Source organism: Citrobacter sp. RHBSTW-00017 (assembly GCF_013797615.1).
Lineage (GTDB): Bacteria > Pseudomonadota > Gammaproteobacteria > Enterobacterales > Enterobacteriaceae > Citrobacter > Citrobacter braakii.
This window is the reverse complement of record NZ_CP056899.1, coordinates 548333-564009: the sequence shown is the minus strand read 5'-3', so window position 1 is coordinate 564009 and position 15677 is coordinate 548333. Positions and strand designations below refer to the sequence as shown.

18 protein-coding genes are annotated in these 15677 nt (G+C 52.1%); 4 read left to right on the top strand and 14 right to left on the bottom strand.

The window, feature by feature from the left end:
• Positions 1 to 2 precede the first annotated feature (2 nt).
• The 4 genes from glmM to rlmE all read right to left on the bottom strand — a co-directional run bounded on the left by glmM (position 3) and on the right by rlmE (position 4943).
• The gene (glmM, locus tag HV037_RS02725; protein WP_047413953.1) at positions 3 to 1340 is read right to left on the bottom strand and encodes a phosphoglucosamine mutase; all 1338 of its coding nucleotides are present in this window, start codon (positions 1338 to 1340) and stop codon (positions 3 to 5) included.
• Positions 1333 to 2181 (bottom strand): dihydropteroate synthase, encoded by an 849-nt coding sequence (folP, locus tag HV037_RS02720; RefSeq protein ID WP_047413952.1) that lies wholly within the window; start codon positions 2179 to 2181, stop codon positions 1333 to 1335. Before folP ends, glmM begins: the two co-directional genes overlap by 8 nt.
• Positions 2182 to 2279: 98 nt before the next feature.
• Positions 2280 to 4214: an ATP-dependent zinc metalloprotease FtsH gene (ftsH, locus tag HV037_RS02715; RefSeq protein ID WP_019077783.1), complete on the bottom strand. Its 1935-nt coding sequence runs from the start codon at positions 4212 to 4214 to the stop codon at positions 2280 to 2282.
• A 99-nt stretch (positions 4215 to 4313) separates the two neighbouring features.
• On the bottom strand, positions 4314 to 4943 hold the full coding sequence (gene rlmE / locus HV037_RS02710) for a 23S rRNA (uridine(2552)-2'-O)-methyltransferase RlmE (protein ID WP_003025015.1): 630 nt from the start codon (positions 4941 to 4943) through the stop codon (positions 4314 to 4316).
• Positions 4944 to 5068: 125 nt separating this feature from the next.
• Between rlmE and yhbY the strand changes: the two genes are divergently transcribed.
• On the top strand, positions 5069 to 5362 hold the full coding sequence (gene yhbY / locus HV037_RS02705) for a ribosome assembly RNA-binding protein YhbY (protein ID WP_003025016.1): 294 nt from the start codon (positions 5069 to 5071) through the stop codon (positions 5360 to 5362).
• Positions 5363 to 5515: 153 nt separating this feature from the next.
• On the opposite strand, the gene greA is transcribed toward yhbY, so the two are convergent.
• Positions 5516 to 5992 (bottom strand): transcription elongation factor GreA, encoded by a 477-nt coding sequence (gene greA, locus HV037_RS02700; RefSeq protein ID WP_016154674.1) that lies wholly within the window; start codon positions 5990 to 5992, stop codon positions 5516 to 5518.
• A 248-nt stretch (positions 5993 to 6240) separates the two neighbouring features.
• Between greA and dacB the strand changes: the two genes are divergently transcribed.
• Positions 6241 to 7674, top strand: coding sequence for a serine-type D-Ala-D-Ala carboxypeptidase (dacB, locus tag HV037_RS02695; protein WP_016157571.1), 1434 nt, complete (start codon positions 6241 to 6243; stop codon positions 7672 to 7674).
• Positions 7675 to 7769: 95 nt separating this feature from the next.
• Here the strand turns inward: dacB and cgtA are convergent, their stop codons facing one another.
• From cgtA to rplU, 4 genes are all read right to left on the bottom strand, one after another.
• Positions 7770 to 8942 carry an Obg family GTPase CgtA gene (gene cgtA, locus HV037_RS02690; RefSeq protein ID WP_016154676.1) on the bottom strand — a complete coding sequence of 391 codons (1173 nt, stop codon included), beginning with the start codon at positions 8940 to 8942 and terminating at the stop codon, positions 7770 to 7772.
• A gap of 15 nt (positions 8943 to 8957) precedes the next feature.
• Complete coding sequence (locus HV037_RS02685) at positions 8958 to 9923, bottom strand: DMT family transporter (RefSeq protein ID WP_016154677.1); 966 nt, start codon at positions 9921 to 9923, stop codon at positions 8958 to 8960.
• A gap of 127 nt (positions 9924 to 10050) precedes the next feature.
• Positions 10051 to 10308, bottom strand: coding sequence for a 50S ribosomal protein L27 (gene rpmA, locus HV037_RS02680; protein ID WP_003025030.1), 258 nt, complete (start codon positions 10306 to 10308; stop codon positions 10051 to 10053).
• A gap of 19 nt (positions 10309 to 10327) precedes the next feature.
• Positions 10328 to 10639: a 50S ribosomal protein L21 gene (gene rplU, locus HV037_RS02675; protein ID WP_003025032.1), complete on the bottom strand. Its 312-nt coding sequence runs from the start codon at positions 10637 to 10639 to the stop codon at positions 10328 to 10330.
• Positions 10640 to 10896: 257 nt separating this feature from the next.
• Between rplU and ispB the strand changes: the two genes are divergently transcribed.
• Both ispB and sfsB read left to right on the top strand, forming a co-directional pair.
• Positions 10897 to 11868 (top strand): octaprenyl diphosphate synthase, encoded by a 972-nt coding sequence (ispB, locus tag HV037_RS02670; RefSeq protein ID WP_019077785.1) that lies wholly within the window; start codon positions 10897 to 10899, stop codon positions 11866 to 11868.
• Between the two features lie 222 nt (positions 11869 to 12090).
• A complete protein-coding gene (gene sfsB, locus HV037_RS02665) occupies positions 12091 to 12375 on the top strand; it encodes a DNA-binding transcriptional regulator SfsB (protein WP_016154679.1) in 285 nt (94 codons plus the stop codon).
• Positions 12376 to 12434: 59 nt separating this feature from the next.
• On the opposite strand, the gene murA is transcribed toward sfsB, so the two are convergent.
• The 5 genes from murA to mlaD all read right to left on the bottom strand — a co-directional run bounded on the left by murA (position 12435) and on the right by mlaD (position 15676).
• Entirely contained in the window at positions 12435 to 13694 is a 1260-nt protein-coding gene (gene murA, locus HV037_RS02660; protein WP_003839949.1) for a UDP-N-acetylglucosamine 1-carboxyvinyltransferase, read from the bottom strand.
• Positions 13695 to 13747: 53 nt separating this feature from the next.
• Positions 13748 to 14002, bottom strand: a complete 255-nt coding sequence (gene ibaG, locus HV037_RS02655; protein ID WP_003025040.1) for a BolA family iron metabolism protein IbaG — start codon at positions 14000 to 14002, stop codon at positions 13748 to 13750.
• Between the two features lie 169 nt (positions 14003 to 14171).
• Positions 14172 to 14465 carry a lipid asymmetry maintenance protein MlaB gene (gene mlaB / locus HV037_RS02650; protein ID WP_016154680.1) on the bottom strand — a complete coding sequence of 98 codons (294 nt, stop codon included), beginning with the start codon at positions 14463 to 14465 and terminating at the stop codon, positions 14172 to 14174.
• Positions 14465 to 15100 carry a phospholipid-binding protein MlaC gene (mlaC, locus tag HV037_RS02645; protein ID WP_016154681.1) on the bottom strand — a complete coding sequence of 212 codons (636 nt, stop codon included), beginning with the start codon at positions 15098 to 15100 and terminating at the stop codon, positions 14465 to 14467. Before mlaC ends, mlaB begins: the two co-directional genes overlap by 1 nt.
• Positions 15101 to 15118: 18 nt before the next feature.
• Positions 15119 to 15676 (bottom strand): outer membrane lipid asymmetry maintenance protein MlaD, encoded by a 558-nt coding sequence (gene mlaD / locus HV037_RS02640; protein ID WP_016154682.1) that lies wholly within the window; start codon positions 15674 to 15676, stop codon positions 15119 to 15121.
• Position 15677 lies beyond the last annotated feature (1 nt).

Sequence of the window (15677 nt, the reverse complement as noted above, 5' to 3'; positions counted from 1 at the left end):
GATTACACCGCTTTGACGGCATCGGCAATACGGTGAGCGAATTCAGTCACCTGCGCTTCATCTTCACCTTCAACCATCACGCGAATTAACGGTTCAGTACCTGACTTACGCAGCAGAACACGTCCGCGATTGCCCAGTGCAGCTTCAACTTCAGCCATCACCGCTTTCACGTTTTCATGTTCCAGCGGATCGCCGCTACCTGCGGTGTAACGTACGTTAACCAGCAGTTGCGGGAACATTTTCATGCCGCTGCACAGGTCGTGCAAACTCATATGGTTGCGTACCATCGCCGCCAGTACCTGCAGGCCCGCCACGATACCGTCACCGGTGGTGGTTTTGTCCAGCAGGATCACATGGCCTGAGTTTTCAGCACCGATACGCCAGCCTTTTTCCTGCATTTTTTCCAGTACGTAGCGGTCGCCGACTTTCGCACGGGCAAACGGAATACCCAACTGTTTCAGCGCCAGCTCGAGGCCCATATTGCTCATCAGCGTGCCTACCGCACCACCGCGCAGTTGCCCCTGACGCAGGGCTTCACGGGCAATGATGTACATGATCTGATCGCCATCGACCTTATTGCCTTCGTGGTCAACCATAATGACGCGGTCGCCGTCACCATCCAGCGCAATACCCAGATCGGCTTTTTCCGCCATCACGCGCGCCTGCAGGGCACGGACGTCGGTAGCGCCGACTTCTTCATTGATATTCACACCGTTTGGCTCACAGCCAATAGCAATCACGTTTGCGCCCAGCTCACGCAGTACATTTGGCGCAATGTGGTACGTCGCACCATTAGCGCAATCCACCACAATTTTAAGCTCACTCAGACTCAATTCATTCGGGAAGGTGCCTTTGCAAAACTCGATATAACGACCGGCAGCATCAACGATACGGGTAGCTTTACCCAGGTCAGCCGAGTCCACGCAGGTGATCGCTTTTTCCATTTCGGCTTCGATAGCTTCTTCAACCGCATCCGGCAGTTTGGTCCCATCGATGGAGAAGAATTTAATCCCGTTGTCATAGTACGGGTTGTGCGAAGCGGAGATAACAATCCCGGCTTCAGCACGGAAGGCGCGCGTCAGATACGCAATGGCGGGTGTTGGCATTGGGCCCGTGAAAGAAGCCGACAGTCCGGCGGCAGCCAGACCCGCTTCCAGTGCGGACTCCAGCATATAGCCAGAAATACGCGTATCTTTGCCGATAATAATTTTACGTGAACCATGACGTGCCAGCACTTTTCCTGCAGCCCAACCCAGTTTGAGCACAAAGTCAGGGGTAATTGGGGCGTCGCCTACGCGACCACGGATCCCATCGGTGCCAAAATATTTACGATTACTCATAGCGTTTATTTTCCTTTGCAGACAATGTGGCTTCCACCACACGCATCGCTTCTACGGTTTCTTTGACGTCATGGACACGAACGATATGCGCCCCCTGCATTGCCGCAATGACCGCGCACGCAAGGCTCCCGCTCAGGCGTTCGGATGGCCCCACATTCAACAACTGGCCAACCATTGATTTTCGTGACATTCCAACCAGCAATGGCAGATTAAAATGATGAAACTCAGCCAAACGTGCCAGTAATGTGTAGTTGTGAGTGAGATTTTTACCGAATCCGAACCCGGGGTCGAGCAACAATTTATCTTTTGTGATTCCAGCCCGCTCGCAGCGTGCTATTTGTTCAACAAAGTAACGATTTACATCAGCAAAAACATCCTCGTACTTTGGTGCTTCCTGCATGGTTTTCGGCTGACCCTGCATATGCATCAGACAAACCGGTAATCCGGTTTCTGCTGCGGCTTCCAGTGCCCCTGGCTCCGAGAGTGAGCGAATGTCATTAATGATATGTGCGCCGACTCTGGCGCACTCGCGAATCACTTCTGCTTTTGAAGTATCGACCGAAATCCACACTTCAAAACGTTGAGCAATCGCCTCCACCACCGGGATCACTCGCTGCAACTCTTCTTCCACGCTCACATCGGCCGCGCCTGGACGTGTGGATTCACCACCCACATCAATGATAGTCGCCCCGGCGTTAATCATCAGGTTTGCGTGTTTTACCGCCTCAACCAGAGAGTTGTGCGCACCACCATCGGAAAAGGAATCTGGCGTGACGTTCAAAATCCCCATGACGTGCGGATGGCTGAGATCCAGTGAAGACCCCTGAGCAAAGAGTTTCATAGTTTTATCCCTGATAACATCTTGAATATACAAATAAGAAAAACCCCGGGGCAAGCCCCAGGGTTTTAAATTAAAACACGGTCATCATCAACGATAACTTATTTGTCGCCCAGTTGCTCTGACATGGTGCCAGAGTCCGGCGCACGCGGTTCATCAACCGGACGCGGCGCACTCGGCTTGCCGGTGCTGCCAGAGTTGTTGTTAGAAGAACCCGGTTCTTCCCAACCCGCTGGCGGACGTACCTCGCGGCGAGCCATCAGATCATCAATCTGCGGCGCATCGATGGTCTCATATTTCATGAGCGCATCTTTCATCGAGTGCAGAATGTCCATGTTTTCGTTCAGCAGACGACGCGCACGGTCATAGTTACGCTCAATCAGCAGTTTAACTTCCTGATCGATAATACGAGCCGTTTCATCGGACATATGTTTAGCTTTCGCCACAGAACGTCCCAGGAACACTTCGCCTTCTTCTTCAGCGTACAGCAACGGACCGAGTTTCTCGGAGAAGCCCCACTGAGTAACCATGTTACGCGCCAGGTTAGTCGCGACTTTAATGTCGTTCGACGCACCGGTAGAAACATGTTCAACACCGTAGATGATCTCTTCGGCCAGACGACCGCCGTACAGCGTGGAGATCTGACTTTCCAGTTTCTGACGGCTGGCGCTGATAGCGTCGCCTTCAGGCAGGAAGAAGGTCACACCCAGCGCACGACCGCGCGGGATAATCGTCACTTTGTGCACCGGATCGTGTTCCGGTACCAGGCGACCGATAATCGCGTGGCCTGCTTCGTGATACGCGGTAGATTCTTTCTGCGCTTCCGTCATCACCATGGAGCGACGTTCCGCACCCATCATGATTTTGTCTTTCGCTTTCTCGAATTCAACCATCGATACAACACGCTTGTTGCCACGAGCTGCAAACAGTGCCGCTTCGTTGACCAGGTTCGCGAGATCTGCACCGGAGAAGCCAGGCGTACCACGTGCAATGATTGCCGCATCGATATCCGGAGACAGCGGTACGCGACGCATATGCACTTTCAGGATCTGTTCACGACCGCGGACATCCGGTAGACCAACCACAACCTGACGGTCGAAACGGCCTGGACGCAGCAGCGCAGGGTCAAGAACGTCCGGACGGTTAGTTGCCGCGATAACGATAATGCCTTCGTTACCTTCGAAGCCGTCCATCTCAACCAGCATCTGGTTCAGTGTCTGCTCACGTTCATCGTGACCACCGCCCAGACCTGCACCACGCTGGCGACCTACGGCGTCGATTTCATCGATGAAGATGATGCACGGTGCCGCTTTCTTGGCTTGTTCGAACATGTCACGCACACGAGATGCACCGACACCCACGAACATTTCCACGAAATCAGAACCGGAAATGGTGAAGAAAGGAACCTTCGCTTCACCTGCGATAGCTTTCGCCAGCAGGGTTTTACCCGTACCCGGAGGACCGACCATCAGGACGCCTTTCGGGATTTTACCGCCCAGCTTCTGGAAACGGCTCGGTTCGCGCAGATACTCAACCAGCTCAGCAACTTCTTCTTTTGCTTCGTCGCAACCAGCAACGTCCGCAAAAGTCGTTTTGATCTGATCTTCCGTCAGCATGCGCGCTTTGCTCTTGCCGAACGACATGGCACCTTTGCCACCACCGCCCTGCATTTGACGCATGAAGAAGATCCAGACACCAATCAGCAGCAACATTGGGAACCAGGAAATGAAGATAGAAGCCAGCAGGCTCGGCTCTTCAGGCGGTTCACCAACAACCTTGACGTTTTTGGTCAGCAGGTTATCAAGCAGCTTCGGATCGTTAACCGGAATGTAGGTCGTGTAACGGTTACTATCTTTCTTGGTAACGTTAATCTCACGTCCGTTGATCTTCGCTTCACGAACCTGGTCCTGATTGACCTCTTGCAGGAAGGTAGAGTAATCAACCTTACGGCCATTAGACTCGCTGGGCCCAAAGCTCTGGAATACTGACATCAGCACAACGGCAATGACCAGCCAGAGAATTAGGTTTTTCGCCATGTCACTCAAGGGATTAACCTCATATTACAACTGTGTTAAAAACAGCGTCAGGATACTCTATATCCAGTTTCTTTCAAACTTTCGTTTGAAATCTACCGGTTATGGTTTACGCCCGGTCGCTACAATATACACTTCACGCGAACGGGCGCGAGAAGAGTCCGGCTTACGAACTTTGACCTTCGTAAACAGGGAGCGAATCTCTCTTAGATACTCATCGAAGCCTTCGCCCTGGAACACCTTCACTACAAAACTACCACCTGGCGCTAATACATCACGAGCCATTCCAAGCGCCAGCTCTACCAGATACATGGCCCGGGGAATATCCACCGCCGGTGTTCCACACATATTTGGCGCCATATCAGACATGACAACTTGTACTTTACTGTCACCTACGCGCTCAAGTAACGCTTTCAGGACTAATTCATCACGAAAGTCGCCCTGAAGGAAGTCCACACCAACGATTGGATCCATAGGTAAAAGATCGCAAGCGATAATGCGGCCAGTGTTGCCGATCTGCGTAACCGCATATTGCGACCAGCCACCGGGTGCAGCACCGAGATCAACAATCGTCATCCCCGGTTTAAAAATTTTGTCACTTTGCTGTATTTCATCAAGTTTAAACCAGGCACGGGAACGTAACCCCTTTTTCTGCGCCTGCTGAACATATTTATCGCTAAAGTGTTCCTGAAGCCAGCGACTCGAGCTGGCAGAACGCTTTTTACCTGTCATTTCACATTCCCAAAGGGCAGTTCATCGTAACCAATGGTGTAAATTTCTACACAGCTATTTGGCGATATATGGGAGATGGCGGTAGAATGACCCGTTTTCAATCCCAACGTAAGCAAAAATATACGATGAATCTGAGTACTAAACAAAAACAGCACCTGAAAGGTCTGGCACATCCGCTCAAGCCTGTAGTTATGCTTGGCAACAATGGTTTGACCGAAGGGGTACTGGCCGAGATTGAACAAGCGTTAGAGCACCATGAACTTATCAAGGTGAAAATCGCCTCGGAAGATCGCGATACTAAAACCTTGATCGTGGAAGCTATCGTACGCGAAACCGGCGCCTGCAATGTACAGGTCATCGGTAAAACGCTGGTACTGTATCGCCCGACTAAAGAACGTAAAATCTCGCTGCCACGCTAAGAATATCCCAAAGTTGCACACGAAGTTTGTGTAAAACGCGGGATTTTCCGCTAGCAGGAGAGCAAAATGCCACGCTCTCTTCGTTGATAAAAGGCCGCTAAGCGGCCTTTTTCCTTTCTTTACAATGTATCAACATCTTAACCAAGATGCGAATTACAGGTATTCTACCTTCGTTACTTCATATTCAACTTCACCGCCCGGCGTTTTAATAACCACCACGTCATCCTGCTCTTTACCGATTAGGCCACGAGCAATAGGCGAGTTCACCGAAATCAGGTTCTGTTTAAAATCGGCTTCATCATCGCCGACAATACGCCAGGTCTGCTCTTCGTCGTTATCGAGATTCAGCACGGTAACCGTCGCGCCGAAAACTACGCGACCATTGTTCGGCATTTTTGTGACGTCGATAACCTGCGCGTTGGACAGTTTAGCTTCGATATCTTTAATGCGCCCTTCGCAGAAACCCTGCTGTTCGCGCGCCGCGTGATACTCTGCATTTTCTTTCAGGTCGCCATGCTCGCGCGCATCTGCGATAGCGGCAATGATTTCAGGACGGCGCACCGATTTCAGAAAATCCAGTTCTTCGCGCAGTTTTTCAGCACCACGTAAGGTCATTGGGATAGCTTGCATTTGTTATACCTCTTGAACATTCCTGTAGGGGGCGGCTGCTCTCACCCCGGCTGCTAAGCCCACTCTGGCATACGCCATGCCAGAGTCAGAAGCAAAAAAATACCGACCCGGGGCTCAGGGTCCCAGGTCAGCTACAATTCTCTATTTGATGATCATTTTACCCTGGAGTTCCCTATGGGTCATCGTTTACTTTTTGGGGCGTTGCGCCGTAGTATGACGGCCTGTTTCCAGGTTGTTAGCGCGAGATTATGCGATTTTCCAGATTTACCATTGGATTGACTGCCAGTATAGCGTTCAGCGTTCAGGCTGCGAACGTCGACGAGTATATCAATCAGCTCCCTGCCGGGGCCAACCTCGCCCTTATGGTACAGAAGGTTGGCGCACCTGCTCCTGCTATTGATTACCATAGCCAGCAGATGGCGCTGCCGGCCAGTACCCAGAAAGTGATCACCGCGCTGGCGGCATTGATTCAGCTCGGGCCTGACTTTCGTTTTACCACCACGCTTGAGACTAAAGGCAACGTGGAAGGCGGCGTTTTGAAAGGTGACTTAGTGGCGCGATTTGGTGCCGATCCGACGCTAAAACGTCAGGATATTCGCAATATGGTGGCAACCCTGAAAAAATCAGGCGTGACGCAAATTGCCGGAAATGTCTTGATCGACACCTCCATTTTCGCCAGCCATGATAAAGCGCCGGGCTGGCCCTGGAACGACATGACGCAGTGTTTTAGCGCACCGCCCGCGGCAGCCATTGTCGATCGTAACTGTTTCTCGGTTTCACTCTATAGCGCGCAAAAACCTAACGATCTCGCCTTTATCCGCGTGGCATCTTACTACCCGGTCACCATGTTCAGTCAGGTGCGTACTCTCGCTCGTGGCTCTGCCGAAGCGCAATATTGTGAACTGGACGTGGTTCCAGGCGATCTCAACCGCTTTACGTTGACCGGATGCCTGCCCCAACGAGCCGATCCGCTGCCGCTGGCATTCGCTATTCAGGACGGCGCCAGCTATGCCGGGGCGATTATCAAAGATGAGCTAAAACAAGCCGGTATCACTTACAGCGGGACTCTGCTGCGCCAGACGCTGGTCAACGAGCCGGGGACCGTGGTAGCCAGTAAGCAGTCGGCGCCGCTGCACGACTTGCTTAAGATTATGCTGAAAAAATCGGACAACATGATTGCCGATACCGTTTTCCGTATGATTGGCCATGCACGATTTAACGTGCCAGGTACCTGGCGAGCAGGTTCTGATGCCGTACGCCAGATTCTGCGTCAGCAAGCGGGTATTGATATCGGCAACACCATTATTGCCGACGGTTCTGGGCTCTCCCGCCATAACCTGATTGCCCCGGCGACCATGATGCAGGTGCTGCAATATATCGCTCAGCACGATAACGAGCTGAACTTTATCACCATGCTGCCGCTGGCAGGCCATGACGGCTCTTTGCAATACCGTGCGGGTCTGCATCAGGCTGGCGTAGATGGCAAAGTATCGGCGAAGACAGGCTCACTGCAGGGGGTCTATAACCTGGCAGGCTTCATCACCACGGCAAGCGGTCAGCGCATGGCATTTGTGCAGTATCTGTCTGGTTATGCGGTAGAGCCAGCTGATCAGCGTAATCGCCGTATTCCACTGGTCCGCTTCGAAAGCCGGTTATACAAGGATATTTATCAGAATAACTGAGTATGTTTGCCGGATGGCAGCGCTAACGCACCTAATCCGGCCTTCTGAAACCTGGAAACAAAACCCCGGCAACATGGCCGGGGTTTTTAATGTGATTAACGCTTGTAGATGAACTCAACGCCTTCTTCGTCGTCTTCGTCCCAATCGTCATCCCAGTCATCTTCTGCTTCGTCTTCGACTTCAGCGAGTTGCTGGCGGTGATAATCATCCCACATGAACTCGACTTTCTCTGGCTGTTTCGCTTCTTCCGCCTGAACAATCGGGTTCTCGATGATAAAGGTCATCACATCCCAGCAGAGATCCTTCACGCCCAACTGGCTGGCGGCGGAGATCAGGTAATATTTACCTTCCCAGCCCAACGCTTCGGCGATCGCTTTCGCTTTCTCTTCCGCTTCAGCCTTGTCCAGCAAATCAATTTTGTTGAACACTAACCAACGCGGTTTAGACGCCAGATCCTGGCTGTATTTTTCAAGCTCGCCAATTATGATACGGGCATTTTCAACCGGATCGGAACCGTCAATCGGATCGATATCAATGAGGTGTAGCAGTACGCGGCAGCGTTCCAGGTGTTTCAGGAAGCGGATACCCAAGCCTGCGCCTTCAGCCGCGCCTTCAATCAGACCCGGAATGTCGGCAACCACGAAGCTCTTTTCGTTGTCCATACGTACCACACCCAGGCTCGGAACCAGAGTGGTGAACGGATAGTCAGCGACTTTCGGCTTCGCCGCGGACACCGCACGGATAAACGTCGATTTACCGGCGTTTGGCATGCCCAGCATCCCGACGTCCGCCAGCAGCATCAGCTCCAGCATCAGATCGCGTTTATCGCCCGGTGTACCCATCGTTTTCTGACGCGGAGTACGGTTGACTGAGGATTTGAAACGGGTGTTGCCCAGACCGTGCCAGCCGCCTTTAGCGACCATCAGACGCTGACCGTGTTTGGTCATGTCGCCCATGGTTTCGCCCGTGCCCTGATCGATTACACGCGTACCTACAGGCACTTTAATCGTGACATCTTTACCACGCTTGCCGGTGCAATCACGGCTCGCGCCATTCTGTCCACGTTCCGCGCGGAATGATTTTTCAAAACGGTAATCGATCAGCGTGTTCAGGTTTTCGTCGGCTTCCAGCCAAACGTCACCACCATCACCACCGTCTCCACCGTCCGGACCGCCTTTTGGGATGTACTTTTCGCGGCGGAAGCTGACGCAACCATTACCGCCATCACCTGCAACGACCAGAATCGATGCTTCATCAACAAACTTCATTTTACTCTCCGTAAATCATTCGCCTGAGCGGGGCTGCGAAACCACCGTTTCATGCTTACGTAAACCGCCCCAAATTCGATGACCAATGGCGGAATACATCGCGCCCGCAACCACGATAAACGCACCGAGATAACCTAATAGGTTTAGCATCGGTCTGGCGAAGAAATCGGGCCAGGCCAGTGATAATAAATCTGAAAATAACAACGTAAACAGCGGAGTGAGCGTAATAATGGCGCTCACCTGTGCCGCCTGCCAACGCGCCATCGCTTCCGCGAGAGCACCGTATCCTACCAGCGTATTCAGGCCGCAGAATACAAGGCATGCCAGCTGCCAGTCACTGAGCTGCGTGATGACACCGGGTTTAGCCAACGGCAACAACGCAATAGTACATAAAGTGTACAGTAAAAACAGGATCTGCGGTGATGCCAGACGGCGCAATAACACCTTTTGCGCGACCCCATAGCTCACCCAGACCATCGCCGCACCAACACCAAAGATAACGCCCCAGGTGTAATCGGTGAGTCGGGTAAAAATTTCGATCAGACTGGTATTAAAAAACAGAACCAGACCGCTCAGAAGCATAATGGCGCCAATCACCTGCGTACCGCGCATCTTTTCTTTTAGGATAAAGACGCTGGCAATCATCATACCAACCGGTGACAGCTGACCGATAACCTGCGAAGCCGTTGGGCTCAAATATTGCAAGGATGAACTAAACAGAATGAAGTTACCGAACAACCCACCGGTAGCGATAGCCAACAGGATCAGCCAACGCGCTTTGCGAAAAATACGCAACGGAGGGAGCTTTTTTTTAACCGCAAGAATAGCGCCAAGGCCAATGCTTGCCATTAAAAAACGGTAGAACACCACGGTAGGAGGCTCCATCACCTCCAGCACTTGCTTCATCGCTATTGGCAAAGCGCCCCAACATACTGCCGTTGTGAGTGCTAACAGAATACCAATACCTGCCTGCTGCTTCATGCCGTATTCCCTGCAAGGGCTCGTTTCCGGGTTATCACGGCGCGACGAGCGTATTTACCGGCCGTCGAATGTAAAAAGCCCCGCAACGTGTTGCGGGGCTTTTATCCGTTACCGGGACGCGAAAAACTTATTCAGCAACGATGCTGATGAATTTACGGTTTTTCGGGCCTTTCACTTCAAATTTCACTTTACCGTCTGCTTTAGCAAACAGAGTGTGGTCTTTGCCGCAACCAACGTTGGAACCAGCGTGGAATTTAGTACCACGTTGACGAACGATGATGCTACCAGCCAGAACTGTTTCACCGCCGAAGCGTTTTACGCCCAGACGTTTAGCTTCTGAATCGCGACCGTTACGAGTCGAGCCGCCAGCCTTTTTATGTGCCATTTAATCTGCTCCCCTTAACTTAAGCGCTGATGCCAGTGATTTTTACATCAGTGAACCACTGACGATGGCCCTGCTGCTTACGGTAGTGTTTACGACGACGAAACTTAACAATTTTAACTTTCTCGCCACGACCGTGAGCAACAACTTCAGCTTTGATAACGCCGCCATCAACGAAAGGAACGCCGATTTTGACTTCTTCACCGTTTGCGATCATCAGAACTTCTGCGAATTCAACAGATTCGCCAGTTGCGATGTCCAGCTTTTCCAGGCGAACGGTCTGACCTTCGCTTACTCGGTGTTGTTTACCACCACTTTGGAAAACCGCGTACATAAAAAACTCCGCTTCCGCGCACACCTTTTTGATGATTCAGAGTGCGCTATAAATATTCACAATAGGGCGCGAATATTACGCAAAACGCGAGCCTTTGACAAGTGCTACGTCAATACATGAAGAAAAAAAACACAACATGTACGGTAACGTTTATCTATGGCGTTTTTTCAGTACAATCAGCATATATTTATAACCCTAAACCCGACGTTACCTTCCGATACAGTGAGGTAATCGGGGCGAGAAGCCCGGCTTTTGCGATGAATTTAGAAAAAATCAATGAGTTAACCGCGCAAGATATGGCGGGGGTCAATGCGACAATCCTTGAACAGCTCAATTCCGACGTGCAGCTGATCAATCAACTGGGGTACTACATCGTTAGCGGCGGCGGAAAACGCATTCGCCCAATGATCGCCGTACTCGCCGCGCGTGCAGTTGGCTACCAGGAAAATGCGCACGTTACGATTGCAGCCCTCATCGAGTTTATCCACACCGCGACCCTGTTGCACGACGATGTTGTGGATGAGTCCGACATGCGCCGCGGAAAAGCCACGGCGAATGCGGCGTTTGGCAATGCGGCCAGCGTGCTGGTCGGCGATTTTATCTATACCCGCGCTTTTCAGATGATGACCAGCCTCGGTTCGCTGAAAGTGCTGGAAGTCATGTCGAAAGCGGTCAACGTCATCGCCGAAGGTGAAGTCTTGCAGTTGATGAACGTCAACGACCCGGACATCACTGAAGAAAACTATATGCGCGTTATCTACAGTAAGACCGCGCGTTTGTTTGAAGCGGCTGCCCAATGCTCTGGCATTCTGGCTGGTTGCAGCGAAGAACAAGAGAAAGGGTTGCAGGATTATGGCCGTTATCTCGGTACTGCTTTCCAGTTAATTGACGATTTGCTGGATTACAACGCGGATGGTGAGCAACTGGGTAAAAACGTCGGTGATGACCTCAACGAGGGTAAACCAACGCTGCCGCTGCTGCATGCCATGCGCCACGGCACCCCTGAACAAGCACAAATGATCCGCCAGGCTATTGAGCAGGGTAATGGCCGTCACCTTCTGGAGCCTGTTCTGGAAGCGATGAACGCCTGTGGTTCCCTGGAGTGGACTCGCCAACGTGCAGAAGAAGAGGCTGATAAGGCCATCGCTGCGCTGCAGGTACTGCCTGATACGCCGTGGAGAGAAGCGCTGATTGGTCTGGCGCATATCGCCGTACAGCGCGACCGTTAATACCCTGCGGCATCTTTCATCATCCCGTGCCCTGCGCGGGATGCTTTTATAAATTCCAATAAACACTTCCCCCCTCTCCAGCAACCTTCGCATAAATTTGGCATATTCTGAATATACTCACACTTTACATGAACATTTTAGAACATTCGTTCTCCGGGCGTTATAGTGTCTCCACAACCGATCGTGGAACCATAAGTCGATAACCAAAGGAGAGATGAGTTTATGGAAAACAAGCTGATTGACTGGCATCCGGCCGATATCATCGCCGGACTGCGCAAGAAAGGGACCTCAATGGCCGCTGAATCACGTAAAAATGGATTAAGCTCATCAACGCTGGCCAATGCGTTAACACGCCCATGGCCAAAAGGTGAGTTGATTATCGCCCGATCGTTGGGAACCGACCCGTGGGTGATTTGGCCGTCACGCTATCACGATGCAAAAACACATGAATTTATCGACAGAACGCGGATGATGAGGGGACGCAAAGAGAAACAGAATCCTGAATGAACACTGATGAGTAGTAACCCCCGGTTCACAGAACTGGGGGTTACAAGAGACGTAGACGATTACTCGCCTTTCACGCGCTCAATGTTTGCGCCCAGCGCGCGCAGTTTATCTTCGATGCGCTCATAGCCGCGATCGATGTGATAAATACGATCGACTACCGTCGTACCTTCAGCAATACACCCTGCCAGCACGAGGCTTGCAGATGCGCGCAGATCGGTCGCCATAACCTGTGCGCCGGAGAGCGTTTCCACGCCGTGGCAAATCACGGTATTGCTTTCGATTTCTGCGTGAGCGCCCATACGGCTCAGCTCAGGCACGTGCATAAAGCGGTTCTCAAACACGGTTTCCGTGATGAAACCCGTACCTTCTGCCACCAGGTTCAGCAACGTGAACTGGGCCTGCATATCGGTAGGGAACGCCGGGTGCGGCGCTGTGCGCACATTGACCGCTTTCGGACGTTTACCGTGCATGTCCAGGCTGATCCAGTCGTCACCGACTTCGATATCCGCTCCCGCATCACGCAGCTTCGCCAGAACGGCATCCAGCGTGTCAGGTTGTGCATTACGGCAGATAATTTTGCCGCGAGAAATTGCCGCTGCCACCAGGAAAGTACCGGTTTCGATGCGGTCAGGCAGAACGCGATACACACCGCCGCCGAGGCGCTCAACGCCTTCGATGGTAATACGATCGGTACCCTGGCCTGTTATTTTTGCGCCCAGCGCAATCAGGAAGTTCGCGGTATCCACGATCTCCGGTTCACGCGCGGCGTTTTCGATGATGGTAGTGCCTTCGGCAAGCGTTGCTGCGCACATGATAGTGACCGTCGCGCCGACGCTCACTTTGTCCATGACGATATGCGCGCCTTTCAGGCGGCCATCAACGGACGCTTTCACATAGCCTTCTTCAAGCTTAATAGTCGCGCCTAACTGCTCCAGACCAGTAATGTGCAGGTCAACCGGACGCGCGCCGATGGTGCAGCCGCCCGGCAGTGAAACCTGGCCCTGGCCAAAGCGGGCAACCAGTGGCCCAAGCGCCCAGATGGATGCACGCATGGTTTTGACCAAATCGTACGGCGCACAGAAGACGTTCACGTCACGCGCATCAATGTGCACAGAACCATTACGCTCAACTTTCGCCCCCAACTGGCTCAGCAGCTTCATTGAGGTGTCAACATCCTTCAGTTTCGGGACGTTCTGGATCTCTACAGGTTCTTCAGCCAGCAGCGCCGCAAACAGGATCGGCAGCGCGGCGTTTTTAGCGCCTGAAATTGTGACTTCGCCCTGGAGCTTGGTTGGCCCCTGAACACGAAATTTATCCATTATTCTGTTCTCTGTTAAGAATTTATCTTCGCTACCGGCATATCACCCGTAGCTCAAAAACCGTTAAGTTTGCGATCGCGCGCCCATTCCGCTGGAGTAAACGCCTTAATCGACACGGCATGAATGCGGTTGTCCGCAATGTACTCCATCAACGGGCCATAGACCGATTGCTGTTTCTTGACCCGGCTCATGCCTTCAAACATCTCACCCACGGCAATAACCTGAAAGTGACTGCCGTCGCCAGAAACGTGGACTTCCTGGAGGGAGAGTGCATTCATCAGCACGCTCTGAATTTCATTATTTTCCATGGGCTCTTCATTCGTCAGATAGTGAAAACAGCCCAACATCTTAGAGCAAAGTGGCGCTGTCATAAATAAGCAAAAAGCCCCGCTGATAAATCAGACAAGGCTTTAGTGGCAGATCCCCCGCAGAGGATTTGCCGGATGGCGGCACAAGACCTTATCCGGCTTACAAAAATTAACGCGGAAGAACGTCGTCAGGCAAATTGTAAAGCTGCGCCAGCGTGTACACTTTATCGTTAACGCCAGCGAGCGAAACGCTGTTCCCCTGCTGCTTGCCCTCATTAATCAGGTGCAGCAGTAATGCCAGACCACCGGTATCCACCCGGGAAATCTGGTTCAGGTCGATGCAGGATACCCCTTTCATCGCCTCAACTCGCGCATCCCATAATGGGTTTAACACGTCCTGATCCAGCTCTCCCACCAGCACCAGCTTGTCGCCTTCACGCATCCAGGTGAGTGACTGCGTCATTATTTTTTCTCTTCCAGCGTGATTTTCTGCTGAGAAATAGATTTCAACTGTGCCGTCAGGCCATCAATACCTTTCGTACGCAGCAGGTCGCTCCACTCATTCTGTTTGGTGGTGATCATACTTACGCCTTCAGCAATCATGTCATACGCCTGCCAGTTACCCGTCTGGGAATTTTTACGCCACTGGAAATCCAGACGTACCGGAGGACGACCGTTTGGATCGATGATGGTTACGCGGATAGGCACGATGGTCGCATCACCCAGCGGCTGCTCAGGGGCAATCTGATAGGTCTGGCCGTGGTACATCGCCAGCGCCTGACCGTAAGCCTGCTTCAGATATTCACGGAATGCGGCGAAATAGGCGTCACGCTGAGCCGGTGTCGCATCTTTGTAGTAGCGGCCCAGTACCAGTGCGCCTGCATACTTAACCTGCACGTAAGGCAGCAGTTCCTGATCGACCACCTGACGCAGGTAATCCGGGTTGGAACGGATTTTAGGTTGCTCGTTCTTCAGACGGTCAAACGTCTTCTGCGCCGCCTCATCCATCAGTTTGTACGGGTTCGTCTGGTCCGCTGCGGTTGCCGCGCTAAGTGGAGCAATCACCAGCATAGCCACCATCATCAATCGTTTAAACATACGTCGATTCTCCTGAGATTATTTCGTTGCGCCCGCAGGCGTAGTGGCTTCATTATTGCCTTCAGTTGCGGCTGGCGCATCGCCAGAATTCTTATTGTCATCACCTTTACTGTTGCTGTTGTAAAGGAACTGACCAATCATATCTTCCAGCACCATCGCAGATTTCGTGTCCTGAATCGTACCGCCATCTTTGAGGATAGACGTTCCCAGCTCAGGATCTTCAAAACCTACGTTCAATGCCAGATACTGTTCGCCCAACAGACCGGAAGTACGGATGCTCAGAGAACTGGTGTCAGGAATATGGTTAAAACGCGATTCAATTTCCAGCGTCACGCGCGGCAGGTACGTTTTCTGATCTAACGAGATGTCCGATACGCGTCCTACCACGACCCCGCCAATCCGCACCGGAGAGCGCTCTCTCAGACCGCCGATATTATCAAAGGTCGCATAAATCGTATAAGTCGGTTCAGTACGCATTGAGGTGACGTTCGCCGCCTTCAGGCAGACAAACAGCGCGGCCAGCAGCGCAACCAGCAGGAATAACCCGACCCAAATTTCATTTTTTTTCGTTTGCATG